This is a genomic window from Candidatus Fermentibacter sp., assembly GCA_030373045.1.
GTDB lineage: Bacteria > Fermentibacterota > Fermentibacteria > Fermentibacterales > Fermentibacteraceae > Fermentibacter.
The window spans coordinates 12,477-37,370 of the sequence record JAUCPW010000012.1 but is presented as its reverse complement, the minus strand read 5'-3'; the positions used below and the strand labels follow the sequence as shown (position 1 = coordinate 37,370).

At 65.5% G+C, this 24,894-nt stretch carries 26 protein-coding genes; 5 read left to right on the top strand and 21 right to left on the bottom strand.

Annotated elements, in window-relative coordinates; genetic code table 11:
- Positions 1-32: 32 nt before the first annotated feature.
- From QUS11_02935 to QUS11_02925, 3 genes are all read right to left on the bottom strand, one after another.
- On the bottom strand, positions 33-1,055 hold the full coding sequence (locus QUS11_02935; protein ID MDM7992248.1) for a hypothetical protein: 1,023 nt from the start codon (positions 1,053-1,055) through the stop codon (positions 33-35).
- Positions 1,048-2,238 (bottom strand): DegT/DnrJ/EryC1/StrS family aminotransferase, encoded by a 1,191-nt coding sequence (locus QUS11_02930; GenBank protein ID MDM7992247.1) that lies wholly within the window; start codon positions 2,236-2,238, stop codon positions 1,048-1,050. Before QUS11_02930 ends, QUS11_02935 begins: the two co-directional genes overlap by 8 nt.
- A 142-nt stretch (positions 2,239-2,380) precedes the next feature.
- Complete coding sequence (locus QUS11_02925; protein ID MDM7992246.1) at positions 2,381-3,643, bottom strand: glycosyltransferase family 39 protein; 1,263 nt, start codon at positions 3,641-3,643, stop codon at positions 2,381-2,383.
- A 166-nt stretch (positions 3,644-3,809) separates the two neighbouring features.
- On the opposite strand from QUS11_02925, the gene QUS11_02920 reads away from it, so the two are divergent.
- Entirely contained in the window at positions 3,810-4,517 is a 708-nt protein-coding gene (locus QUS11_02920; GenBank protein MDM7992245.1) for a hypothetical protein, read from the top strand.
- Here QUS11_02920 and QUS11_02915 read toward each other — a convergent pair.
- Positions 4,510-5,280, bottom strand: a complete 771-nt coding sequence (locus QUS11_02915; GenBank protein MDM7992244.1) for an alkaline phosphatase family protein — start codon at positions 5,278-5,280, stop codon at positions 4,510-4,512. The genes QUS11_02920 and QUS11_02915 overlap by 8 nt on opposite strands.
- A 35-nt stretch (positions 5,281-5,315) precedes the next feature.
- Complete coding sequence (locus QUS11_02910) at positions 5,316-6,287, bottom strand: hypothetical protein (protein ID MDM7992243.1); 972 nt, start codon at positions 6,285-6,287, stop codon at positions 5,316-5,318.
- 74 nt (positions 6,288-6,361) lie between these two features.
- Between QUS11_02910 and QUS11_02905 the strand changes: the two genes are divergently transcribed.
- Positions 6,362-6,727: a hypothetical protein gene (locus QUS11_02905; GenBank protein MDM7992242.1), complete on the top strand. Its 366-nt coding sequence runs from the start codon at positions 6,362-6,364 to the stop codon at positions 6,725-6,727.
- Between the two features lie 101 nt (positions 6,728-6,828).
- Here QUS11_02905 and QUS11_02900 read toward each other — a convergent pair whose 3' ends face one another.
- Both QUS11_02900 and QUS11_02895 read right to left on the bottom strand, forming a co-directional pair.
- Positions 6,829-7,128 carry a hypothetical protein gene (locus tag QUS11_02900; protein ID MDM7992241.1) on the bottom strand — a complete coding sequence of 100 codons (300 nt, stop codon included), beginning with the start codon at positions 7,126-7,128 and terminating at the stop codon, positions 6,829-6,831.
- A gap of 14 nt (positions 7,129-7,142) precedes the next feature.
- Positions 7,143-7,646, bottom strand: a complete 504-nt coding sequence (locus QUS11_02895; GenBank protein MDM7992240.1) for a hypothetical protein — start codon at positions 7,644-7,646, stop codon at positions 7,143-7,145.
- Positions 7,647-7,983: 337 nt separating this feature from the next.
- On the opposite strand from QUS11_02895, the gene QUS11_02890 reads away from it, so the two are divergent.
- Positions 7,984-8,727 carry a hypothetical protein gene (locus tag QUS11_02890; GenBank protein ID MDM7992239.1) on the top strand — a complete coding sequence of 248 codons (744 nt, stop codon included), beginning with the start codon at positions 7,984-7,986 and terminating at the stop codon, positions 8,725-8,727.
- A 26-nt stretch (positions 8,728-8,753) separates the two neighbouring features.
- Here the strand turns inward: QUS11_02890 and QUS11_02885 are convergent, their stop codons facing one another.
- Both QUS11_02885 and QUS11_02880 read right to left on the bottom strand, forming a co-directional pair.
- Positions 8,754-9,311 (bottom strand): SagB/ThcOx family dehydrogenase, encoded by a 558-nt coding sequence (locus QUS11_02885; GenBank protein MDM7992238.1) that lies wholly within the window; start codon positions 9,309-9,311, stop codon positions 8,754-8,756.
- Positions 9,312-9,539: 228 nt separating this feature from the next.
- On the bottom strand, positions 9,540-10,505 hold the full coding sequence (locus QUS11_02880; GenBank protein MDM7992237.1) for a hypothetical protein: 966 nt from the start codon (positions 10,503-10,505) through the stop codon (positions 9,540-9,542).
- 286 nt (positions 10,506-10,791) lie between these two features.
- On the opposite strand from QUS11_02880, the gene QUS11_02875 reads away from it, so the two are divergent.
- A complete protein-coding gene (locus tag QUS11_02875; GenBank protein MDM7992236.1) occupies positions 10,792-12,345 on the top strand; it encodes a M20/M25/M40 family metallo-hydrolase in 1,554 nt (517 codons plus the stop codon).
- A gap of 86 nt (positions 12,346-12,431) precedes the next feature.
- Here QUS11_02875 and QUS11_02870 read toward each other — a convergent pair whose 3' ends face one another.
- The 6 genes from QUS11_02870 to QUS11_02845 all read right to left on the bottom strand — a co-directional run bounded on the left by QUS11_02870 (position 12,432) and on the right by QUS11_02845 (position 18,110).
- Entirely contained in the window at positions 12,432-14,741 is a 2,310-nt protein-coding gene (locus tag QUS11_02870) for a VIT domain-containing protein (GenBank protein ID MDM7992235.1), read from the bottom strand.
- Positions 14,725-15,141, bottom strand: coding sequence for a MerR family transcriptional regulator (locus QUS11_02865; protein ID MDM7992234.1), 417 nt, complete (start codon positions 15,139-15,141; stop codon positions 14,725-14,727). The genes QUS11_02870 and QUS11_02865 overlap by 17 nt, the downstream gene beginning before the upstream one ends.
- Before the next feature lie 305 nt (positions 15,142-15,446).
- Complete coding sequence (locus QUS11_02860; GenBank protein MDM7992233.1) at positions 15,447-16,337, bottom strand: T9SS type A sorting domain-containing protein; 891 nt, start codon at positions 16,335-16,337, stop codon at positions 15,447-15,449.
- 27 nt (positions 16,338-16,364) lie between these two features.
- Complete coding sequence (locus QUS11_02855; protein ID MDM7992232.1) at positions 16,365-16,658, bottom strand: hypothetical protein; 294 nt, start codon at positions 16,656-16,658, stop codon at positions 16,365-16,367.
- Between the two features lie 80 nt (positions 16,659-16,738).
- A complete protein-coding gene (locus QUS11_02850) occupies positions 16,739-17,695 on the bottom strand; it encodes a methyltransferase domain-containing protein (GenBank protein ID MDM7992231.1) in 957 nt (318 codons plus the stop codon).
- Positions 17,696-17,888: 193 nt separating this feature from the next.
- Positions 17,889-18,110 carry a hypothetical protein gene (locus QUS11_02845; protein MDM7992230.1) on the bottom strand — a complete coding sequence of 74 codons (222 nt, stop codon included), beginning with the start codon at positions 18,108-18,110 and terminating at the stop codon, positions 17,889-17,891.
- A gap of 178 nt (positions 18,111-18,288) precedes the next feature.
- On the opposite strand from QUS11_02845, the gene QUS11_02840 reads away from it, so the two are divergent.
- Positions 18,289-18,759 (top strand): sporulation protein, encoded by a 471-nt coding sequence (locus tag QUS11_02840; GenBank protein ID MDM7992229.1) that lies wholly within the window; start codon positions 18,289-18,291, stop codon positions 18,757-18,759.
- 205 nt (positions 18,760-18,964) lie between these two features.
- Here QUS11_02840 and QUS11_02835 read toward each other — a convergent pair whose 3' ends face one another.
- The 6 genes from QUS11_02835 to QUS11_02810 all read right to left on the bottom strand — a co-directional run bounded on the left by QUS11_02835 (position 18,965) and on the right by QUS11_02810 (position 24,854).
- A complete protein-coding gene (locus tag QUS11_02835; GenBank protein MDM7992228.1) occupies positions 18,965-20,233 on the bottom strand; it encodes a M28 family peptidase in 1,269 nt (422 codons plus the stop codon).
- Positions 20,230-20,775: a PadR family transcriptional regulator gene (locus QUS11_02830; protein MDM7992227.1), complete on the bottom strand. Its 546-nt coding sequence runs from the start codon at positions 20,773-20,775 to the stop codon at positions 20,230-20,232. The genes QUS11_02835 and QUS11_02830 overlap by 4 nt, the downstream gene beginning before the upstream one ends.
- A gap of 90 nt (positions 20,776-20,865) precedes the next feature.
- Complete coding sequence (locus QUS11_02825) at positions 20,866-21,279, bottom strand: thioesterase family protein (GenBank protein MDM7992226.1); 414 nt, start codon at positions 21,277-21,279, stop codon at positions 20,866-20,868.
- A 27-nt stretch (positions 21,280-21,306) separates the two neighbouring features.
- Positions 21,307-21,714, bottom strand: a complete 408-nt coding sequence (locus QUS11_02820) for a hypothetical protein (GenBank protein MDM7992225.1) — start codon at positions 21,712-21,714, stop codon at positions 21,307-21,309.
- Positions 21,715-21,808: 94 nt separating this feature from the next.
- The gene (locus QUS11_02815; GenBank protein MDM7992224.1) at positions 21,809-22,888 is read right to left on the bottom strand and encodes a hypothetical protein; all 1,080 of its coding nucleotides are present in this window, start codon (positions 22,886-22,888) and stop codon (positions 21,809-21,811) included.
- A 97-nt stretch (positions 22,889-22,985) separates the two neighbouring features.
- Positions 22,986-24,854: a VWA domain-containing protein gene (locus QUS11_02810; protein ID MDM7992223.1), complete on the bottom strand. Its 1,869-nt coding sequence runs from the start codon at positions 24,852-24,854 to the stop codon at positions 22,986-22,988.
- Between the last annotated feature and the right edge of the window lie 40 nt (positions 24,855-24,894).

Sequence of the window (24,894 nt, the reverse complement as noted above, 5' to 3'; positions counted from 1 at the left end):
CTCATCGGTTTATAACTAAGTGCCCGCGGGAATCAGGCCCGGACTCCGGGCCTGGCGGCCACGAGGGCCGCCATGGCCGCCATGTCGGAGGGAGCGTACCTCTGGTCCACGGGCAGGGCCAGCAGGGTCTTGCCCAGGTCGTCGACGGCCTCCGGCAGGTCCGGCCAGTAGTAGGGGACGAAGACCCCCTTCGAGATGAGGCTCCTCCTGAAGAAGTTGAAGCTGTCGGCCGTCACGGGGAACGGGAAGCAGAGCGGCACGCCCGGACAAGGCGGGGGGCCGTCGGGCAGGGCCTCCGAGAGAGCCGCGTAGTTGGCCTTCCTGGCCTCGCAGGCGGAGGCGTGGTCGAAGGAATCGAACAGCGAGGAGGCCAGGTCGGACATCCTGTAGGGGCCCAGGGGCATGTCGCGCTCGAGCCTGCGGAAGCTGTCGAGAGCGTCGCCGTGAGGGTATTCCAGCCTTATGCCGTGGCAGGACATCCTCTCGCCGAAAACCGCCTGGTCGACCTTGAGCAGGGGGACGGGCGGCTCCCTGAGCCGGCTGCCCCTCCCGACCACCAGCAGGCCCCCGTCGGGCACCCCGAGGAACTTCCTGGGCGAGTAGACCGCCGCGAACCTTTCGGGGCACGGTGCGTAGAGGGCCTGGGCGTAGTCGAGCAGTATCCTGCACCCGGAGATGTCCATCATCTCCTCGAGCGACTCGATGTCGGGCATGTACACGCCGAAGTAGGACGGCACGATCACGAGGGTGCCCTGCTTCGCGGTGTAGGACAGGTTCATGTAGTCGATCGAGAAGCCCGGGTTCACCTTGAAGGTGCGCCATGAGGCGCCGGCGTTCTCCACGGCCTTGTAGACCACCGGGCAGATGTACCCCGGCATCAGCACGTCCACGATGCCGTTGGCCCTTATCAGCTCGGCGAGGGCGCTGCGGGCGTCGTAGAACCTGCGCCCCTCCGCCAGGTGCAGGGTTGCCGCGCCGGTCCGCCCCTGCGCGGCGGGGAGATCGAGGGGGAAGAAGCCCCCGTACGTCCTGCCCGATTTCAGGTCTTCAGGCATGCCCGCCCTCCTTCAGTTTCGCCCGTATCTCGCCGGCCTTCGTCCCGGCGAGGCGCACCGTGTCGCCTATCCACCGGACCGCCTCCGGCAGCACGGATTCTCCGTTCGGAAGAGAGAGGACCATACCGGAGAGCCGGTCCGTCACGGGCAGCGACCTGCCCGACTCCTCGAAGCTCCTCCGGTATGGCTCCATCCTGTGGCAACCGGGATGGAAATATCTGCGGGCCAGCACGTTCTCGGCCTCGAGCACCCTTACCAGCTGGTCGCGCGAGAGGCCGTAGGCCTCCTCGTCCACCAGGGCGATGACGTACTGCCAGTTGTGCATGTCGAGAGCCGGCGACGGCTGCGCGAGCCGCACGCCCGGGATGCCTGCCAGCGCCTCGCCGTAGACGGCATGGTTGGCGGCGTTGATCTCCCTGATCTGCTCGACCTGTTCGAGCATCGCCAGCCCCATCGCGGCGCAGACTTCGGTCATCTTGCCGTTGGTCCCCACGTAGTCGACCCTGTCCTTCTCCCTCCCCGCGAAGCCGAAGTTCATCATCAGCCTCACCCGCTCGGCGGTGTCGTCGTCGTCGGTGGCAATGGCGCCGCCTTCGAAGGTGCTGAAGAACTTCGTGGCATGGAAGCTGAGGATGGACATGGCCCCCATCCGGCACACCGAGGCGCCCCCCGCCTCGCTCATGAAGGCGTGGGCGGCATCGTAGACCACGGGCAGGCCGTGCCTCGCGGCCGTTGCCGAGATGGCGGCATCGTCGCAGGGGTTCCCGTAGACATGCACTCCCACGATGCCGGTCGTCCGCGGGGTGACAAGGGCGTCGATGCCGGAGGGATCGATGGTGAAGTCCGACTCGCGGATGTCGCAGAAGACCGGAGTGATCCTCTGCCACTCGAGTGCATGAGCCGTGGCGACGAATGTGAACGAGGGGACGATCACCTCGCCCTCGAAACCCATGGCCCGGTATGCCAGCTCGAGAGCCACGGTGCCGTTGCAGAGGGGGATGCAGTGCTTGACGCCGAGCTTCTCCTGGAGCCTCGACTGGAGCACTTTTACGAGAGGGCCGTAGTTGGTGAACCAGCGGTTCTCGAACATGCAGTCGAGGAGCTCTCCGAAGCGCTTCCTGTCGGGCAGGTTGGGGCGCCCCACATGGAGGGGCTCGCCGAAGAGCGGCCTCCCACCGAGCAACGCAAGAGTCCGCCCCAAGCTCCACCGTCCCTGCAGAAAGCCTGCTGTCGGGATGCGACATGTGCACCCCGTCTCGAAGGAATACGCAATCGCGGCCCATGCGACAACTCCGCGGGGGGCGGAGCCTCCCGCCAGGACCCCGTCACCCCGGGACGAATCCCGCGGAGCCCTGCCCGGGACATCTACGGGCCGCAGCGAAGGGGTATGCCGCGCAGGCGAGGATGGCCATGGCCCAGTAGAAGGTGACGCCGTATCTCGTAGTCGCCAGGGGTCCGTAGACGGCGGCCGAGAAGACCGCCCACCCGAGGAAGAGTCCGATGAGCGGCCAGGTCCGCGACCGGATCGCGGGAACCAGCAGCGCGGTGCAGGCGCCGGCGGCCATCGCCAGATAGAGAAGGGCGAGCGCCGCCTTCCATGCCGTCAGGGCCGGATCGCGCTCCTCCATCCCCGACGCCCGCAGGATCTTGTGCGCGTAGCCCAGGGAGAAGAACTTGGGCCAGGACGTCAGGTGCGGCACAAGCACCTCTACGGGATGCGCCAGCACGATCTCCCGGGTGCGTACCCTGTAGATGCTGTCCCTGGCTCCCGGATCGATCTCACCCCCGGCCATCGCGAGCGAGTCGAGAGGCGCCGTGAACCGTCCGCTCCAGACCGACTGAACGTCGGTGACGCCGGCCAGGACCGCCGCCCTCCCCAGGGGTTCGAAGGCATCCTGGGCGGAGAATGCATCGAGGCCGAAGGAGCGGCGGTTGAACTCCCTCCAGGACAGCGGGAGAACGGAAAAGACCGCGAGCATCACGGCCAGTGCCGGGAGCCTGACGGCAGGGCGCCTGGCCTTCTCGAAGGCGATGAGCGCGATGTAGACGGAAGGCGACATCAGGAGCACCTGCTTCGTGACCGCGCCGATCGAGAGCGTCAGGCCAAGGGCGCCCCAGAGAGCTGTATAGGTTCTCGTGGAGCGTGTCCGCAGCGCCAGTGTCCAGAGGTAGCCCGACAGGACGACTGCGAGCAGGGCGAACGTGTCCGGCATGATCCGGGTCGACAGGACGACGTGCTGCGGCAGCAGCATGGCGGCGGCGCCCGCCGCCGGGGCGGCCCCGGGACAGGACGGCCTGGTGATCAGATAGCAGAGTATCCCGATGGCGAGCCCGGCGGCCTGCTGGATCAGCAGCGCGGCCAGCCAGGGATGCCCGTCGCTCCATGTGACGGCGAGGAACGCCGGATAGAGCGGCATCCGCATCGCGGCGGACCCCTGGCGCCCGTCGAGGAGTTCCCTCGCGTAGTCGACGTACTGGTACGAGTCGTCCTCCATGGGCCAGGACCGCACGCTGGCCGTCGTGGCCGGGATGCCGACGACGATGACGAGTGCGGTGCGCAGGAGGGCTATGGCCGCGAGGAGGGCCATCGCGGGCGCGACACCGGGCGCTCCGCCTAGGGACCGCCGGGCTCCGGCGCTCCAGGGGCTCTCAGAGACAGGGCTGGTTGTCAGGGCTTCTCCTTCCTCCCTGGATTATTATCGTCCGGAACGCGGCGGGCACCCTGGCAGGAGCCCCCCGCAAGGAAGGGGTCATATGCTCGTATCTGCTTTCGTGCTTTCCATCATGGCGGGCGGGGTCCAGCCAGCCTGGATCTCGCTGCCCGGGTCGAACGGGCCGGTCGTCGTTTCGCCTGTGCGGATAGAGCTGGGCGAAGGTCCGGAGGGCGCCGCCCTCACTCTTCCCGTGCTGCTGGGCGATGCGGGTGACTCCGCGGTCGACGCCATCAACGAGGCGCTCTCGTGGGAGTCGATGACCGGCGAGCCGCTGGAGGAGACCATCTCTACCTACCGCGAGATAGAGCGCGGCTTCGTCGGCGCCTCCTTCACCGTGAACTACAACGAAGGCGGGATACTCGACATCACGGTTACCACGGACTTCTACGGGGCGTACCCGTCCACGGAGGATCACCTCTTCCGGTTCGAAACGTCGACCGGCGAAAGGCTCGCGATGCGAGACCTGCTGGATGACAGCAGGGAAGCCGAGCTGGCCGGCATCCTCGACGGCATGCTGCAGGAGAACATCGAAGCCGCCAGGGGGATCTACTGCGACGGAGATGACGACTCCGGAATGTACGACGGCTACTCCTTCGGGGTCGAGGATCTCGACCGCGCGACGATCGTGGGGGACGGCGTCCAGTTCCGCTACGACTTCGGCTTCCCGCACGTGGCCCTGGCCGCCGAGCCCGAGGGGGACCTGTTCCTCATGAGTCAGGAGATGGAACCCTTCCTCGCCGTCAGGTAGCGGCTCGCAAGGCGGCCGCCGGGTCGAGATCCCAGAAGTGCTCGACCTCCATGTCGTCGGGGATGTCGAGCCCGTGGTCGCCCCTGCCCGACCCGGCATCGAGGTGCGCTCCGTGGTCGGGAGCGAACACCGAGACCCGCGGGTGCCCGGCCCAGTGTTCCCGCACCGCCTCCGAAAGCAGTCCGAAGGCCCGCACATGGCCCTCGAGAGCCGGCAGGGCCTCCGGGCCGAACGGGTCGGCGCGGTGCAGCAGGTCGTCGTAGTCCTGCTGATACACGACGACCAGGTCGTGCCCGTCACGGCGTATCAGCTCGAGAGCCGAGTCGAGCACCGATCCGTCGTCGGGCTCCGGGCGATAGTCTACGTCCCTCCCCCTGAAGATCATGTCGATGCTCGAATCCTCCACCGCGACGATGGCTGCTCTTCCTCCGCCGCGGATCACGGCGTAGAACAGGGTGTCGCACGCGAGCACCGGCTTCTCGTATCTGCGTATGCCGTGCACCCCCGGCCCGGCTCCCGTGAACATCCCGGCGAAGCACACCGGCGTCTTGGGGGGGAATGCGGCCCTCATCGGGAATGAATACGGCGCATTCGCGAGGATGGAGTCCCTCAGCCCGGGGAACCTCCGGGTCTGGACGCGCCCGATCGCGTCCGGCGCGTAGACCAGCGCCCTCCGGACTCTGCCTCGCAGCGAGGGGCCGGCGGCGGTGAGGATCTCCTCCGACGCAGGGCATTCCGAGTCGCGCGGGGCCCCGAACCCCATCAGGGCCGCCAGGGTCGGCGCGAGGTAGCCCGCGCTCAGCTCCCCAGCAGCCGTATCTCCTCCTCGTACATCGACCTCTCGCGGAGCCTGATCGAGATCCTCCCGCCGGCCTGCAGGGCCCGCGGGGTGAGCAGGGAGGGGTTCCATTCCCTGATCCGCTGCGAATCGACGCGCCCTTCTGCGAAGTGCAGCCTGGCGATCCTCCTCGCGTACCAGAGCGCCGAAAGCCTGTCGAACTGGTCGCTGAGGGCGAGTATGGAGGACTCCCGCGAGAGCGACGGCCCCGACCGCTCGTCGATCTCCTTCAGGAATCGAGTCAGGATGCGTGCGTAGAATCCGTCCAGCGACATGAAGAGGTCTACCCATCCCGATGCGTCGGAGTCGCAGGCCATCGTGGAGCCGGCAAGGAAGGAGCAGAACCCGTCGAAGACCCCGGCCCAGAGGAAGTATGGGTCGGGCTGGGACAGGCTTTCGGATACCAGCCCCGGGCCGGCCTCGAAGGAGGACACGGCCTCCTCGATCCGCCGGGACACCGGCGAGGGATGGTCGAAGTGCGATCTGGCCGCGCTCCGCGACACCACCTGTCCGGCGGCGCGGTAGAACAGCCCCGACCTGACGGGATAATCCTCGATGTCGTACCAGAAGATCTGGCGGGCACCCAGGCCGTTCCTGCCCTCGTAGTTCGACAGTTCCAGGTCGAATCCACCGCCCGCACCCCTGAAGGTCCATCTGAAGAACGGCCCCGTGCCGTCGAACTCGATCGACGTCACTTCCCGGTACAGGGTCGTGACAGCCTTCTTCGTCTTCTTCAGTCCCTTGTCGCACTTGAACGAGACATGCCCCTCGGGTGTCAGCACCTCGCCCTTCGTTCCGAACAGGCCGGAATCCAGCGTGACGAACGCTCCGGGAGCGAGGGCTGCAGGAAGTCCGAGCATAGTCGAGACTGCGTCCAGCCGTTCCCAGGACAACGCATCCATCGCATCCGCAGTACCGGCATCTATCCTCATATGGCCCTCCCGGGATGGAATCGGATCCTTCGGACGATGTATTCTACAGGCAGCAGGTCATCGGGAGGAGGAACATGATGTTTTCAGCAGCGGCTGCCGTTTCGGTCGCGATCTCCGCTTCCACGATCGGACCGTACCTGTACGTCGACCTGCAGGACGGTTTCGAAGGCTTCCGGACATACGTCTATCTGGAGGATTCCCTGGTCTACCGGGGCGCTCCGGAAACCGATCCGCTCACAGGTCTGGCCTCGGGTCTCGAGCTCATGGGAAGGAGTTCCGTGGTCGAGATACGGGTCAGAGTGCCGGAGATCCGTGTCGATTCGACCTTCTCCGTGGACATACAGGCCGGGGAGTTCCTCGGGATCGGAATCACCGGGGACAGGGAGCTGGTCCGGCGGCTCTCCCTCGTGCACTCGGGAGTTCCCTTCGGTTACGACTGAGCAGGAACCGCAGATATCCCCGGCCCGAGGGGTGGAGCCGGATCCGGAACCCGGTTTTGTACTGCGACCCGGTCCACCCCGGTGCGTGAGGGCGGCCCCGCCTAGAACATCGAATCGCGCACCAGGGTCGCGATCACCTCGGAATCGGGCTTCACCTTCACGGAATAGAACGTGTTGATCCATCTGCGGACGATGCGCACCTCCGGCGCGAGATCGCGCGTCTCCTCGGAGCCCGGGAAGATCCACAGCGTGCGCTTCTCGGTGATCTTCCCGGAGAGCTGCCCGCCGGCCCGGGCCGGCTCGAACCGCACCGTCCACTCCGACGGGACGGCTGTGAAGGTGCTGGAGTAGATGGTAGTCCAGACTCCAGCGGGACACGTCTTCTTCCTGCCTCGCGTCACCTGTTCCTCCCTGTTCAGACCAGTTCTGCGGAAACCAGCGAGATCGACGTACCGCCCGTGGACGTCGTCAGCACGAGCCCCGTGCCGGGGGCGTAGTAGTACTGCGTGAAGAAGTTGAGGGGCATCACGTTCCCGTTGAACACCATCTTGCTCTCCGCCTCGATGAACATGACGTCGTCGAACTTCCTGCCGTTCACCTCGACTGACTTGCCCTTCTCCTTCACGGTCATCGTAACGATGCTCTCTATCGTGTTGGCTGTGAACTTCACGTCCCAGGTGTCGCCCGCAGAGAGGTCGTCCCTGAGCAGAACCTGGAAGTTCCCCTTCTCGAAGCTGTCCGTGAGGTAGGAGGAGCCTTCCTTCCTCATGTACTGGTCGGTGCCGAGCACCGAGTTCACCATCGTGAACCTGCCGGGCGCGGACCGGTCCTCGGCCGTGACCCTGTTGGTGAACTCGCTGCCGTCGGCCTGCCGGTACTTCCATGCATTCCCTACCGCGAGCGGATAGTAGACTGCCATCTTCCCTCCCTGCGCCACCGGCAGCGTCCCGGACCGGCCGGCTGCGCCTCCTGCGTTGTACCGGATCCGCATCCTCCCCATTCCCCCGGGGGAGGCAATGGATACTACCGCACATGCTCCGGCAACGGAAGAGACCGAAGCCTGCTCCCGGCTTGCACTCTGCATGCCCGGGTCTGCAGCTGGGGGACGGCCGCGCCCTGGCCTTTCGAAGGAGTCACTGATGCGGGACGGGGCGGGTCAGCCACGCGGTTTTCGACACCGGCGGGAATCTGCAGCGATCCTGGCAGGTATCTTGCTCCATATGGTTTCGGACCATCTCGGAACACCGGAGGTTTCGATGGAGCTGAAGGACTGGAACGGCAGGGCGGTGGAGGCTGAACGCAGCAGATCCGGATTCACGGCGGTCCACGACTTCTCGGACAATCTGGTGGCGTCTCCCCGCGGCGGAGCCCTGCCGGCGGCCATGGCGGGAAGGCTCAGGGCTTCCGGTTCGCCTCCGGACTTCGACGAAGAGAGCATGAAGAGGCTTTCGGTGCGGCTGGGCTTCTACTGCGACATGCAGTCGCTCGACCATGTCGACCCCCTGACCTGGTCGGTGTTCGGCAGCCTGGCATCCGCCGACGCTTCCGCGAAGTCCGCCTGGACATCGGAGCTGTACTCGAGGCTCGGGCTCTCCCCGGGCGCGTCGGACCCGTCCGAGATATCTCTCTGGAGCAGCATCAGAACGGGCGTGAACGGAGATTCGGCGATCTCCTTCGACGCGTCGGTCGTCACCTGCGATTCCGCGGTGTTCTTCGAGGCTTCATGGCTGGATGGAGGCGATCATTCCCCGCCGGGCGGGCTGACCTGCAGGCTCGGGTCGCTGAGCGAGTTCGTCAGTTCGGGCGGAGGCACGATGAGGGACAGGATAGTCCTGGTTTCGCTCAACCTCCACAAGGAGCCTTCCCTGAGCCCGGGCAGATACGGCGGAGTGGAACTGCGCCGCATGTCGTGGCAGTACCTGATCTCGCTGGACAGCCACCCCATGCGGGGTGAGATCAACCGCTACTACGACTGGAAGCTCTCTAACCTGAGTTCCTGATCCGACGGATCCTGCGCCGACCGCCGCTACTCGCCGGGATATCCCACGGTCTGCGACAGGATTATCCGCTGATCGGGGCGAAGCCCCATCGCCTCGGAGAGCGCTTCCTTGTCCACGGCCCCCCTCACCACGGTAGCCAGCCCGTTCAGCGCACAGAACAGGTAGACGTTCTGGCCGATGAAGCCGGTGTCGCATGCCGCCCAGAAGAGCATCTCGTCCTCCGTCATGCCGCGGCCGTCGGGATCCATCCTCGCCAGGTCGGCCACGTAGACGAGATCGACCGGCGCGGTCGCGCAGAACGGCTGCATCCCGGTCGATGCACGAAGATCGACGGGGCTGACCAGCCTGAGGGCGCCGCCTGCGGCATCGTAGAGGAAGAGGCCCTTCCCCAACGCAACGTAGACATCGATCTCCTGGCGGTTCATGGCGGAAGGAGCTGTCCGTCTGCCGGAATCGGGCCGGTTGATCCCGAAGGCGGCCCACAGGAGGTTGGACAGCACCTCGGTCGAGAGGGTGTCGGAACTGAAGGAACGGGAGGAGGCCCTGTCGCGCAGGGCCTGCATCAGGGTACCGGTATCGTCCATTCCCGGCTCCGTAAGTTGGATGTCTCCTCCGGCCGCACCTGCTTCCGCAGTCTGCGCCGGAAACGGTTCAAATGCTGCGAACAGCATCACCGCCGCCAGGGCTGCAGCTTTCATCGACCCTCCATGTCGTCGGATCGACCCTGCCCGCGCCCGCAGGGGATCCCGCTCGTGTCAGCGGGCATTATGACCCTGCGATGGCAGCCGCGCCAGCCGCCTCCGGTCGGACGGCTACTGGAGCCCTACGACGATCTCACTGTCGGACCACGTATTGCAGATCAGGCCGAATAGATCAACCTGGACCTCTGCATCTCCTCTTCCGCGAGTCCAGGTGTGGCCCTCGAGCCGCACGAGGAGTTGCAGTTCCTGGTCCTTCACGGCATCGAAACAGATGAGGTCGGACATGAGCTGTATCGGTCCGCCGAAGTTCTCGGTACCCGCGAGGATATGCGATTCGGTCTCCGCGATGTCGACGGCGCTCTCGGCCAGAATGTCGTCCCCCAGGGTCAGGAAGCAGAATATCGTCGCTTCCGCGGAGGCATCCACTCCCGGCTTCGCATACCCGTCCGCGAAGCAGAAACCGTCGCAGAGAAGCGTCAGACCGGGAGCCATGAGATACTTGCCGCTCCCCGGCACGGTCCCCGACCAGACGAGATCGAGGTTGTCGACGATAGTGCCCTTCCCGTTCAGGTTCGAGAGCCTGGGGGTTCCGGAGCAGGTGTCGCACCATCCCGCCACCCCGCAGTGGATGTAGTCGAGGTCGTTCGTGTTCCAGGCCGATCCGGAGCGGCAGCGAAGGGTCATCCTGAAGGTGGAGGCAGGCGGATCCGGAGGAATCGGCCAGCGCCAGGGATTGGAGAGTTTGATGGCGGTCAGCTTCTCAGCATAGCGCGTATCGGAACCGCTCCATGGTCCGCCCATGGGAACGGGCTGGAGCAGCCGCCTGCCCCGGATGATGCTCTTCCTGTTCTCGATGAAGTCTCTGCGCATGGCTGCCATCCCCGGTCTGATCGTTTTCGCGACCGCCAGGACATCCCGGCCTGCAGGAATGGCCTCCGCCTCCGCGGCTTCCGATTCGACCGCCTCGGCTTCACGGATCTTCTCGAGCAAGCCTGGAGGGCATCCATGATGGATGGAAGTGAGATTGTCCAGCTTCTTCGACAGCGCTGCAGACACGGTTCCACTCTTCCTGCGCATCTCGTCCCCTTTCGCCGGTGGTCGATGATGCCGTAGACCCTGATTTTCCTTCAATCTGGTTCCGTATGCAAGAGCATGTTCGAAGTCCGTCAGACTGCCCGCCTCGAGCCCGGGCGGCGCACCTTGTACTGCGGGGATCCGGCGAGTCCGCCGACGATCCCGGACGGATCACAAGATCGACGATGAACTGGATCACACGGACCGCCTGTCGGGGCCGGGCTGTTCCGAAGGTAGCCCGGCATCGGATCGACATGTATCTTCGAGTTGTCACGAACCGGGAGGGATCATGGTTTCAACTGTCTGTCTCGTGATGCTTGTCGCGGCCTCGACGGGCGCAGGCGACCTCGTGTACGTGGAGTGCGACATCCGTGACACCGCCGCGACCTCCTGGATCGAAGGAATGACCATACTGCACACGGAGGCTGACTGCTTCCTCGCCCTGGCGGGCGACCTGGAACCTTCAGGCGTGTCCTGGACAGCGATCGATGAGGCTCCTGTCGATCCCGACTCGTACAGGATCCTGTACAGAGCCATGTGCGGGTCCGCGATGCCTTCTCTTCCGGGTGAAGTCGTGCTCGAGACCGAGAGGTTCATCCTGATACGGCTCGCCTCCCCGGATCGCGGCCTGGTGACGGTTCCCGGAGTCGGCATCCTGAGGCCTCTGCGCCCTGCGGAGGCTCGCATGGAACCTGCGCCACCTGAACCCACGATGGTCGACACGGCCCTGGTGGCGGACATAGCGGCCGCCGTGGACGGCGACAGCCTGCAGGCGTTCATCTCCCACATGCAGAGCTACGGCACGCGGTACGCGACTTCTCCGGAGTACGATGCCTGTGCCGACTGGGCAGACACCTGGATGTCGACGCACTGGATCCCCTGCGAGCAGCAGTACTTCGACTACGGCGGCCTGCCGATCTGCAACGTCGAAGCCGAGATACCGGGCGTCGAGTTCCCCGAGCGCATCTACATCATCTGCGCCCATCTCGACTCGTACTGCGACGAGCCTTCGACGGCCCCCGGGGCCGACGACGACGGCAGCGGCAGCGCCACGGTGATGGAAGCGGCCAGGGTGATGGCGCAGTACCAGTTCAGGAACACGGTGCGATTCGTGCTCTTCACGGCCGAGGAGTTCTGGATGGTCGGGAGCGAGTACTACGTCCAGCAGGCCTACGAAGCGGGCGAGGACATACGCGGGGCCATCAACCTCGACATGATCCTCTGGGCTCCGAACGACCCCGACTCGGTCTTCATCCCATACGACGCCGCATCCGAGGATCTGGCGCTCGCGGCGGGCGAAGCCTTCGCGGAGTACGCCCCCTCGATCTTCCCCAGGATCGTGTACGATCCGGGTGCGCCGAGCGACCATGCCTCGTTCTGGAAGTACGGCTACGATGCCATCGAGCTGGCCGAAGGCAGCGCGGACGAGATCTGGGGCGGCTACAACCCCTATTATCACGAGCCGGAGGACCTCCTGCTCAATTACATGCCAAGCTTCCCGTACGGAACGGATGTCGCACGTGCGGCCGTGGCCCTTCTCGCCACCCTGGCCGAACCTCTGGGCCCGTCGTCGGTGGAGGGCGGGGGAGCGCCCATCGACGTGGACATCATCGTGTCGCCCAATCCGTGCACGGGTGGATCGCTCAGAGTCCTCGTTCCGGAGGGCCTGCAGCCTGGTGCGGTCCTCTCGGTGGTCGACCTGGCGGGCAGGATCGTTGCGGAGACGGGATCGGTCGGGCCAGGTGAGCTCGTGCTGGATCTCGGGACGCTCCCGGGAGGGGTCTACTCGGTGGTGTGCCCCGGCGCGGGAGCCGCACCAGCCCGCTTCGTCCTCCTGGACTGACCCCGGACCGCTCCGGAGTCCAGAACCCGGAGGCAGAGTCGGGGGCGGGGCCGGGCGATGCGATTCCGCCCGGCCCCTTCTGCGAGCTAGAGGGATTTCAGCCAGCCGGCCAGCTCGGTGCCGGACGAAGGATCCGGCGGCCTGGGAACACCATGGCCCGCCAGCCACTTCAGAGCCTTCTCCGCGATCAGGGCCCATTCGTCGGATCTGTCGGCAAAATCCCTGCGGAGAAGGAACAGCGCGACCAGCGTCGCCAGGACTTCGTCCTTCCTCAGTCGTTCCGGGACCTCAGCCTTCAGGGCATCGAAGCCCTCGACCTCCACCAGTGCCGAGAGTTCCTTCCCGAGCCTCCAGGATCCGTTCGCGAGCTGCAGGCCGACGAGCTGCATGAAGCGGTCCGCTGCCGCCGGCCCTGATCCTGACGCACCTTCACCGGCGAAGTGATATTCTTCCGAATCGACTTCCACCGCTGAAGGTTTCGAGAGGGAGCCGATGAGGGAACGGCCGGCCTTCTTCATCCCCCTGAAGGGAGCGAATGCCATCGAAACAGCAACCTGGGGCGCCCCGCACGGGAGACAGGCCTGGATCCCGCCATAGCCTCTGGTGAGAGCCACCGGGACGCGCCTTAGGTTCACCGTGCCGTCCTTATCGTCGCCCTCCCGCTCCTCGACGGCCACGTAGCTGGTCTGCGAGGAGACCAGGCCATATTCGAGAGCTGTGGAGAGGATCCGGGCCTCGTCGCCCTTCCGTCTCCTCGCCGACTGCTCAGATCCCCCGGAAGCCGCCCCCTGTTCGATGGACGCGATCAGGTCTCGCGCCAGCAGCAGCGTGATCGTGCGATCATCCGAGACAGGCATAGAACCATCGACCGTGCATTCCGCGATCACCGAACCATCGGCTGCCATGATCCGCACCAGGGCGTCCTTCACGGCCGGCACCCTGCAAAGGATGTCTATCTCGTCGCCCGTGCAGAACGCGGGCAGTTCCGCGGGAACCGCGACGGACGGCGAGAGCCCGCCCCAGTCGAGCTTCGTATCGGAGGCATACGGGGCCGAGAGTCTGGCCATCTGGCGCATCACCTTGGGCTCTATCCGCTCCCCGGGGAAGATGAACTCGGCCATTCCGCCGGATGCCTTCGCGACTCCCCTCACGAGCGTTCCGCTGGCCCCGCGCCCGATGCCGAACGAGAAGATGCGGGCGTTCTTCCTGTGTTTCCCGGCCAGTTCGATGACTTCCCGCTCGTTGCCCACCTCGCCGTCGGTCAGCAGCAGCACATTGAGTTTCCTGCCCCTCCCGGCCTTCTCGAGCACGGCCTTCATCGGTGCGAGGATCTCGGTTCCGCCGAGGTTGGCAATCCATTTCCCGGCTATCGCCGTCGTGACATCGAGATTCTTCTGGTCATAGGCGACGGGTGCTGTGAACATCATGTCCATGGTGGAGCCGAAGCCGACCACGTTGAACCTGTCACCCTCCTCGAGCGACTTGAGGCAGAGCAGCAGGGCGGCCCTGGCCTCCTCGAAGCTCTCGCCGGCCATCGAGCCGGACCTGTCGACGATGAACACGACATCCCTGGGCTCCTTCGCGGATTCCGCGAGGACGGGCCTGAACCTGAGCATCATCGCGACGGACGAGCCGTCGCGGCATGCCGTCACGCCCGCCCTGCCCGGTTCGGCGAGCTCGATGTCGAGCACGAAGTCCTGATCGAGCTGCGGTTCGCGCACGGCCAGGCCCACCTGGGCATTCCTGCCGTGAATCGAGACGGTGATGGGATACGAAGGGCACGAGATCGTGCTTATGGCGGACCCGGCCTCTATGTCCACCGACATCGAGAGACCGTAGGGCACGCCCCCGATCACGGCAGGGGGCAGTATGGCGTCCAGCTCCGCCGGGTCCATCTCCACGGCCTTCTCGGGAGGGATGTAGCGGGGAGAGATCGTCGTGGGGACACGGAGGCGGAGGCCTCTGTCGAACCTCTCCGTCCGCCCCGCGTGGCTGATGCGGACCACGGCCTCCTCGCCGGGGAGGAGCCGGCCGACCGACACGGAGAAGATGTCGGGCCTGTTCTGGTCGAGGAGGAAGGCCGAATCGCCCTTCTGCATAGCCTCGTCGTACTTCTCGAAGGCCTTCTCGCGCTCCTCCACCCTGCCCCTGATCCTGCGGCTCCCGATCTCGACCTCGAAGCCGCATACCGAGCTGTTCTCCTCCAGGGGGAAGCTGTAGAGAGCTTCTATGGGCGATTCCTCGTCGTTCCGGAACCGCTGGGAAACCGTGGTGAGCACCGCAGCGCCACGGACCCTGACGTCCATGGCCACACCCTTCAGGGGCACGGCCACTCCCCCGGAAGTCACCATCCCGCAGTCCCGGCCCTCGGGTGCCGCTCTATCCTTCTTCTTCATCGCCGCCCTCTCTCCTTTTACCGGAGGCCGAGCCACCGGGATCGTTCAATGTTTCGGAAAGCCTTTCCAGTACGCTCGAGGAAGGTGCGGCCTGACCGTTTCCGACGAGCAGGGAGTACCCCCCGGCAAGCCGGATGATCGTCACGGTTTCGGAGTGGAAAGCCCCTCCGGCGGACACGGGGCCGGCCGGTACCCGGGGATGGGCAGGGCCGGCCTGTCTGGCTCTTTCGTGGAGGATGGCCTCGAGATGGTTGCGGGTATAGTAGCTGCCCCTGCCGGCGCCATGGGGAGGGGGTATCAGCCTGGTCTGGACATAGAACCTGACAGTGCGCCTGCTGACTCCTGCAAGCGCTGCAAGCTCTGCTATAGAGAATCTTTCCGAACCTGTTCCGTCTTTCATGACAGTAACATGACAGCTTACTGTCGAGTTGTCAAACCCTTCATTTCCGCTGAGCGGAAATGAAGGCGTCGCCAGCATGTTTGCAGAGCAAACATGCGAGAGACCATGACTCCAGCCATTGCGTGCGCACACTGCCGGCTCTCGGAAGAGCCCGCAGTAAGTACGCTCCGGTCCTCTCGCGGCTTGCCATGCCGGTTGATCGCCTGGTGGCAGGCCGCTGCCGGACCTGCTCATTTCCGATGACTCGGAAATGAGCGAGAAGGGGGCCGGAGACCGGCCCCCTCGAGAAGAGAGATCTGAGCCTGCTAGAGCTTCACGAGCCTCGCGGTCGCGATCCCGCCGTCAGTTTCCGCGGTGACCAGGTAGGCACCCGACGGGCAGCCCGAGAGATCGAGGGTGCCCTGGCCGGCAGCGGCGCCCTCCAGGAGGATCACGGTGCGTCCGCTGAGATCGAGCACCCTGATATCCGCATCGCTTCCTCCGGGCGAGGTCAGCTCGTAGGGGAATACCCCCGCCGAAGGCGTTTCCAGAATGCCGATCGAGAGGCCGGCTTCGGGTTCGTCCCCGCCGATCCCTGTGAGACTGCCCAGGAACACGTAGATCCAGCCGTTGCTGCAACCCGACAGGATGTCGGGAACCCCGTCGGAGTTGTAGTCGAACACATTCTCGCGCGCTCTCCCGCCTCCGGGGAAGGTTGTGTAGACGTTCATCGCACCCGAAGCGCACTGGAGGGGGACATAGCCCGTGAACTGCGGGGCTTCGTCCGTGCCGGTGTTCTCGGCGAAGAACACGTCGCCCATCTCGTATCCGAGGACGAGGTCCTTGTCGCCGTCACCGTCGAGGTCGAAGGGCTGCGAGGTCGTGCGCCAGAGATTGTAGAAGTCTGTGTAATCGATGTAGTCCGCGTCGAACACGGGGGAATCGGGGTCGTCGCCCGAGCAGGGGTAGACCCTCACTATGCCGCCGTTCGTGGTTTCCGTGAGGTGGCCGGTCAGGAGCAGGTCGAGCTTGCCGTCCTCGTCCCAGTCCACGAGGTAGGGCGAGGAGTTGTAGTTGGTCATGATCTCGGAGGATGCGTCGTCGAACAGGTGCGCGACGAAATGGAGGGTTCCGTCGCCGTTGCCGGTGTAGATGTTTATATGGCCTTCGCGCTCGCCGAAGATGATGTCCAGGATGCCATCGTTGTTCCAATCCACGACCTGTGGATTCGTGCAGCCCGTGCATCAACCATAGGTCGTGGTGATGTCCACCCCGTCGGCCTGCAGATATGCGTACGCGGTGAAGACCGGCGACTCGTTAGTGCCGGAGTTGGGATAGAACCGGATCTTGCCCTCGGTGAACTGCCCGACTATCAGGTCGTTGAGCCCGTCACCGTCCCAGTCGACCATGAAGGGATCGGAAATGAGCGAAACCGTCAGATCGCTGCCGTTCGCCTGGATCTTGAACGGGGCGGCGAACTGGGGCAATGCCCCGTAGGCCAGTGCAGCGAGCAGGAACACTGTCGCCACGATCCTCAACACGCACCTCCTCCCGAAATGCCTCTACTCCTTCGGATCCCCCGCTCCATGAACTAGCATGCACCGGTTCCGGTCCGGTGTCACTGCCTGAAGCCCCTGATGCTGAAGAAGCTGCAGCAGGCGGCACACTGGAAGAAGCTCCCGTCCGTCAGCTGACGGCCGGCTGCACTCGCGAACGCCTCGTCCCTCACCCTGCAGAGCTCGACGTACTTCCGCCAGGTGTACCTCGTGCCACCTCCGGCGAAGAAGCACTCCCTGAAATCCGCCCGCATCGGATCGTGGTTCCTGTCGGCCGTCCGGCCGGTTTCGATGTCCGCGATCCTCTCACGGATCTTCCCGAGGCCGAACTCCATCTCCGGCGTCCCGTAGGGCGGCTGGACGAAGGGCACCCTGTCGTCGGCCCTGATGTCGATGCCTGCGAGACCGAGCTTCTGCATCATCATCGGCACCTTGGGCCCGATCGACCAGTCCCCGAGACCCAGCTTCCGCCTGCCCTCGGCCCAGCAATGCAGCACTCTGGCGGTGAGGAGATCCTCCTCCAGGGTGGTTCCGGACGCGGAGCAGACGCCCTGTGACCTCATGCCGGCCAGGTTGTCCGGCTCGTTGCACGAAACGACGCCGCCCGGCCTCGTGACGCGGACCATCTCGGCGAGGATGCGGCCGGGGTCGGCAGCATGCATCAGGAGGGTCTGGCATGCCGTCCAGTCGAACGATCCGTCCGGGAAGGGGAGGGAGCAGGCATCGCCCCTGACGAACCGGGCGGAGCCTCCGAGCGCCCATCCGGGGCTCAGCCCTACCGCCTTCTCGAGAAGCCCGGCGCAGCTGTCGACCCCCGTGTAGCTCCCTCCTTCACCGAAGAAGGGCCACCAGGTGCTGCCGATGAATCCCTGTCCGCAACCGACGTCGAGGACTGACATGCCGGGCCTCAGCCCGAGCCATCGGGCGTGCATCCCGACAGTGTCGTCCATCCAGAGGAAGCGCCTCTGGTCCTCGATGACGACCTTCCTGCGCTTCTCCTCGGCCCAGTCGACCGTCAATCCGGACTCGCCTTCTCCTCGATTTCGCAAGGCGAAATCGACGGGTAGCGCTTCAGCGGCTTTCATCGAAAACCGCGAGTGCGCGTGCCACCAGAATCAGGCCGGATCGCTCTCGCAGGTTCGCTCCGCGAACCATGCTGCGCTTCCTTCTCATATCCTCGATTTCGTCCGCGAAATCGAGGATATGAGGGGTCTACATCGTCGGGGCGAGCTTGATGTAGAGGAATATCATGACCCCTATGCACAGAAGCCCCACGAAGATCCTTCCCACCGGCATCACGAGGTGGTCGGGCAGGAAGGTGAAGATCGCGGGGACCTTGAAGAAGTGGTCGAGGCCGGCGGGCGGCCGGACGAAGGCGAACAGGATCGAGAGGAGTCCGTAGAGACACATTATCCCGAAGAAGACCCAGGGCATCTGATCCCTCCATCCCGGAAATGCGCCGGATCCAGCCCGGCCCTGCCGAATATGCACCCTCCGGAACCCGGCACAAACGCCTGCATTGCATGATGCAACCCACGGGTTGGGCTTGCGGCGGTCGTCGGTTATCTTCCCCGGGCATGCATGGGAATCATGCAAACCGATGGGAGGGATGATGTCGTTCTTCGGGAAGATCAAGCAGGGCCTCGGAATCGGCACGGCTTCACTCGAGCTGGATATTCCCCAGACTTTCTCCAGGAATGCCTCGGAGTTCGCCGGCAAGGTCGTCCTCACCGGCAAGAGCGCCCAGAAGGTGAAGTCCATCACTTTCAAGATGACCGAGCACTACACGACGGGCACGGGAGAGAACAGGACGACGAAGGAGTACAAGCTCGGCGAGCTCTGCCTCGATCAGCCCTTCGACCTGGCCGCCGACGAGCGCAGGGAGATCGAGTTCAAGCTGCCGTTCTCCCTTAAGCTCTCGAGCACTCAGGCTCTGGCCGAGAAGGGCGGCGTGCTGGGCGCCATCGGCAAGGTGGCTTCGATCACGAGCAACGAGAAGTCGACCTATCAGATCCACGCCTCGGCCGACCTCGAGGGCGTCGCACTCGATCCGAACGATGTCAGGACGGTGAAGCCCGAGTAGCCGCCCCGGGCGATCACCCCGCGAACAACGGCCCGGGAGCCGTCCCTTTCATGGACGCGCTTCCGGGCCGATCTGCATGCCGTCTCCTGATCGGTGCAGGATTCCCGCGCTTCGAGCTTGCCGAGAACCACTCCGAAGGACGGCGCCCGGATCCCCGACTGAGACGAAGTCCCCCGGGCTGGTTCAACCGGGTCGGGACCGAACGTCAGACGCGGTCCTGATGGAGGCTCCTCAGGCCGGTGATTGCGGACAGGGCCCCGGCCAGCTCTCCGAGCCTGCCCGGATCGACCAGGTCGGCGGTGTCGCGCTCGGTATGGGCGACCTGAGACCACAGCTCCGCCATGCGGTCCGATGTGAAGGCTGCTGCGGGAACGCCCTGCATGGCGAACATCGAGTGGTCTCCCTGGGGCCACCGCTCGCCCGCGACGATGCCGGGGAACCTCCCCAGGGCGGTGCGGAGCGACCTCCGCAGACGGCTGTGGCATCCGTAGAGGGACCAGGCGGTCGAACCCTCTCTGTATCCGGCCCCGTCAACGTTCATCACCAGGGCTATCCCGCCCCATCTTCCCTCGTTCGCCTTCATGTACTCGATCTCCCCGGTGGCGGCGTAGTAGTCCTCGCCGTTCAGGACGGCCACCTCGAGGGTCGGGCCGGGGCGGACGCCGCCGGGATGAGCCGCGGTCTGCAGTTCGGCCGCTGCGAGGATCGTGGCCACGCCTGAGGCGTCGTCGAGGGCACCGGGCGTCCCGGGCCTGGTGTCCACGTGTGCTGTCAGGACGATCCGCCGGCCGGGATCGGTGCCCGGAAGGTGCCCGATCACGTTGCAGCCCTCCTCCCCGCGCCGTCCCGACACGATCCGGAGCTTGACGGAAGCGCCTGCGAGACCCGCGAACCCCTCACCCTCGACGTCCTTCATGCAGGCCGAGGGGATGTCGAAGTCGCCGTCGTCGAACAGAGGGAACGGGTACTCGGCGCCTGCCGTCGTCGGGCATATCCCGGTGGCGGCTACGATGGCCGCGGGTTTCTTCGTGTCGAGCAGGCGATGGAGGGCCTGGTGCTCCTCCGGGTTGTAGAAGACGTAGTTCCTGGGGGCGATCGGCTCCGATGCGATCGAGCCGTGCAGGAGCAGGATGCAGCCGGAGCAGTCGCAGGCCTCGAGCTCCGCCGTCGACGAGGCGGCGACGAGCCGCCTCTCGCCTTCGAACGGCAGGGAGTATGGGCCGGGCTTCAGCTCCAGCCTGATGCCGCCGGCCTCGAGAACCGCCTCCCCGGCATCCCAGCCGAGGCATCGGAAGGAGGGGCGCTCCACGGCCAGGCCCGTGGCCTCCATGACAGAGGCCACATAGTCCGTCGCCGCACGGTTGTCCGGAGTTCCCACGAGCCTGCTGCCGATCCGGACGCTCAGCGCCTCAAGATGGGCCGCCGCGGACTTCGACGGATCGATGCCGGGGGCCTTGCGCCGGGGCGCGCTCACCTTCCGTCCGCCTCGGCCAGGAAGTCGTCGATCCACTCCATCTCAGCCTGCGCCATCCTGACGACTCTCCGTGGAACCGCCAGGCGGAACCAGGGGCAGCCCGACTCCTTCATGAACTCCTCCACCCCTCTGTAGCATTCGATCCTTGCAGCGAGCGCCTCCCTGTACGCCGAGAGCCTCCGGGCCGCCTCGGACCCGGGCACCAGATCGTAGTTGTACGTGGCCATGTCGATTCGGCATTTCTGGAGCAGAGGCTCCCCCAGGATCTCGAGCAGCCTGCCGGCGAGCGCCTCCCTGCCTTCCGGCGCTATCGAGAACACCCTCCTGAGGCGCCCGCTCACCTCCTCCGCGTCCGAGGTGACGAAACCGGCCTTCTCGAGCTCCTTCAGGTGCCTGTAGATCGAAGACTGCGACAGGTCTGTCCAGGATCTCATGTCCCTGTATTCGACGTTCCTCTCGATCTCCCAGGCGTGCATCGGCTCCTCGCACAGGAGCCCCAGGAGTGCAGCCCCGGCATCGCTCAGGCGCGGATCGTCAGGCATCCCCCACCTCCATATCATCAGCTTGCTATATTCCTTGCCGATAATATTGGGGTATGATGATATGCTTGCCAGGGCCGGTCAAGGTCAGGGTCATTCCTCCGACGATGGAACCGTGAACCTCTCCATGACGGAGTCCGTGGCGCGGGTGGGCCGGAGCGTGGCCGCATCGATCGGACACCACAGGGTCCTGGCCTTCGCGAGCACCCTTCCGTCAGATGCCCTGGCGATCTCGGTGAAACGGGTGAAATAGCGGCCCTCGAGCGGGCCGACCCATGTGGAGGCCCTGACTGTGTCGCCCGGCATCGCGGGCCTGAGGTAGTCGATCTCGTGCCTCACCACCACCCACAGGATCCGCTCGATGTCGCCGGGGGCGGCGAGGGCCTCCCAGTGGGCCGTGGCGGCCTCCTGCACCCACCTCAGGTAGACGGTGTTGTTGACGTGGCCCATCACGTCGATGTCGTCAGGCTGCACGCCTATCGTGATTCCGAACCTGTCCGTACCCATGCCGCCCCGTGGCTGACCGCAGCCCGCTCAGTCCGACCAGCCCGCCTCGATCCCGCGTTTGTCCAGGTCGAAGCGGAGGTAGATGGAGACCTTGCCTTCGTAGAAGTGCAGGTCGTCCACGAAGGTGAGATAGACCGAACCGTCGTGTTCGTCTGCCTCCATGACGCATTCGCCGGATAGGGAGACCGGCCCTCCGTCGAGTGAGACGGGCCAGGTGTGGAGCAGGTTCCACTCTACGCCGTCGTCCAGTATCTCTCCGGAGAGTATGTCTACGTACTCGACCCCGTCGCTCGAATACAGGATCGAAAGTATTACGTCCATGCTGTCGGCGTAGGTCCAGACCAGCTCGCGATCGATGACGGTCGCGCCTTCCGGATCGGGCGGCATGCCGTAATCGTCGGCGAAGAAGCCCGTCGAAGCGGCCGGGAAAGGCATGGCTGCAAGAAGGAGGATCCATGGGAAGGCGGGCAGTCCGCGAGGGATTCTCATCTCCGTCCCCTTTCCGCCACTGGTCGCCGGGATAGAAGGGTCACCCGTCGAAGCGCACCATCCAGAACTTCGCGACCTTCGCGGGGTGGAGCTTGAGCCACACGCCGTCGGGCAGATAGACGTCGACGTTGCAGTACCTGCACGGGACGGTCCTCTCCGACTCGGCCGTGATGAGAAGCCCTCCGCCGCACTGCGGGCACGACAGCGCCACGGGCTTCACCTCGGCGTCGACCGGGCTCCCGGACTGCTCCGACTCCCTTTCCGCGAAGAACACCTGCTTCGCGGACGGGACGACCCCGCGCAGCCACGACGGGGCCGGATAGGTGTCGGTCTCGCGGCCGCACTTGCCGCACACCATCTTGCGGTTCGCACCATTCTCGACCGACCCGAGGTCCCAGTTCTCCGTACAGGCGGGACAGGCCGGGTCGGGAGGCGGGAGCCTGATGGCGGAGTACTTGATCGTGAGCCCTCCGCTCATCAGCGTGCCCTCGCTGCCCGATCCGGGCTCGGTCGTGTAGTAGTCGTCAATATAGTCGCCGATCACCGACTCCCATGTGTCGGGAGGGATCTCGAGCTCCTTCCTGCAGGATGGGCAGGACGGACCCGTCAGGGGGCCGTTCACGACTACGGGATTCCCGCAGCTCGTGCAGGTAGCTATCACCTTGAAGATCCCGTATCTGTCCCTGTTCACGGCATCCCCTCCATTCGCCGGACCGTTATCCTCCGAAACCGTTTCTGCATCGTCGCCGTCGACGAACGGCACGAGCGCCTTGTCCGGGCCTCCTTCGGTGCTAGCCGGCCTCCGGCGCTTCACGAGGGCCCCGACCAGGTGGACAGCACCGAAGACGAGGCCCGAGATGAACAGGTAGTCCGCGGCCAGCGCGGCAGGCAGCAGCTCGTCGGTGGGATCCATCTCGCCGGGGCGGCCCGTCGAGCCGTCCCTGAAGAATCCGAGCGGCCAGCCCCAGGTCTTCACCGCCTCGACGATCGTCGCTCCCGGGCCTGCCCCGGGATGCAGGTGTGAGACGTCCACGTACTCGGTGTGCTCCACGTTCGTCGAGACGATCGTGAGCACGACACCGGCGAGAACGGCGGCGGGCACCGGCGTCCATGGCTTCATCGCAATCCCTCCGCGGCGCAGACCGGATCATCGACGGGCTTACCCCGACCCCGCCGGAAACTACAGCCCCCGCGCCTTCTTCACCACCCCGGCCCGGCTACATGCCCGAGAGCCTCTGCAGCGTTTCGAACAGTGCAGCCGAAGCCTCGTCGAGGGTCCGCCTGTCCCCGGGCTCCCGCCTCGACGCTCTCAAGATGTCGGCGATGCTTCGCGCATGGTTTGGCATCTTCATGGCGGGGATCGGCACGAGATCTCCCCCGGACACCGATGCGAGATACCTTCCGAGACGGCGTCCCGGGCTCTTTTCGATGTAATCGGCCGTGGACGACATCGGGTCTATGACCACGATCGGGAAACCCATCCTCCCCAGGAAGGCGCCCGCGTTCCGCGCGGCTTCGTAGGCGCTGCTCCCCCAGGGATCCCCGGGCGGAAACGGCTCCGGATAACAGTCGGAGACCAGCAGTACGAAACCTCTTGCAGGACCGGCCCTGCCGGCCTTCTCGAGCTCCCGCCCCGCCAGCAGCAGTGCCTCGGCCAGCGGAGTCGCCCCTGACGGCGAGAGCTCGCCGAGCTTCCCGAGCACACGGAGCCTGTTGCGGGTGGGAGCGGACACGAGAACCGGCTTTCCGGATTCGATCGTGACCAGCCCTATCCTGGAGTATCCGTCGAGAACCCTCTCGAACATGGATTCGACAGTGGCTCCCAGCCCTGCGAGGTATCCCGAAGAGGAACGGCTGGCATCCACGACGAGGATGGCGACGGCAGAGGGCCGCTGGTGCCTCTCCCAACGCCTCCAGTACTCACTCGGCATCGGCAGCAGTGGAGGTCTCATGCCTCGGCGGACCGCCAGCCTGGCGGTCTGCAGGAGATCCATCTCACAAGCGGCCTCCACGGGGGCGATGCGGTACTGCCTGCCGCTCGCGGACTCCCTCGAAACGCCTGCCTTCCTGCCGACCGTACCGACTCTCCGACTCCCGTTCCGGGTGGAGTATCGAAGGATCGCCGTTTCCAGCTTCCGCGAAAGCCCCGGAGGGAACCCACCGGATGGCGGCACCGGATCGAGCAGGCCGACCCTGGCCGAACCCGGGCCGGAACCGGATGGAGCAGTAGAGAATGCGTTCCTGGCTGCCTCCATGATACGCGCGGCCATCTCGTCGATGTCGATCTGCCGGGTCGTCTTCAGACCGTCCCGTACGGCGGAGACGGCCGACCTGACTGCAGCGGCCGCCTCTTTCGCCGAGGGAGGAGCCTCTAGTCCGCAGTTGCGCGTTCTGTGACAGAATGCGAGGGGTGCGACGCCGATCAGGTGTCTCTCGTCTGCGGCCGGTTCCCTGCGCAGTGCCGCAAGAGCCAGAGACGCCCTCACGAGTGCGGTTTCGCCGCGGTGGCCGTCCAGCTTCAGGCTGGCGGCGGCGACTGCTGCCGCGGGCACGAGCCAGGACGGCATCCTGATCCGCTCGAGATGTGCCCGCGATCCTTCGAGGAGCGACTCGATCGCTGTCTCCGACGAGCTCCTGCTGAAATGGGCCCTGAGGGCGCCAAGCCTGTCCTCCGCGGTCGCCAGCGGTTCCATCGTGACAGCCAGGTCGAATCTGTCGGCAACGGCGGGTCTCGGGGAACCAGGATCCACGCCCGAGCATGCGAAGACGCGATACCCTCCTGACAGGGGGCCGGAGAGGATCTCGGCCGCCGTCTCCTCGGGCAGGCAGGAGATGTCGTCGATCATCAGGATACCGCCCGACGCCCTCTCGAGCAGTCCGCTGCGGCGGGCTTCGCGCCCCTCTTTCAGCATCATGCCGAGATCGATCGAGCCGAGGAGGTTCTCGAGGGTCGTTCCCACGGGTACTTCGACGACGGGTACCCGGGCCAGCCGGCGGATGTTTCCCAGCAGGGCACTCTTTCCCGACCCGTGGGAGCCCCTGACGAGGACTCCGCTGATGCCCTGATCGACCAGCCCGATGAGCATGGCCAGGATGGCGGCATCCTGTCCCGCCGGGAGTGGAGGG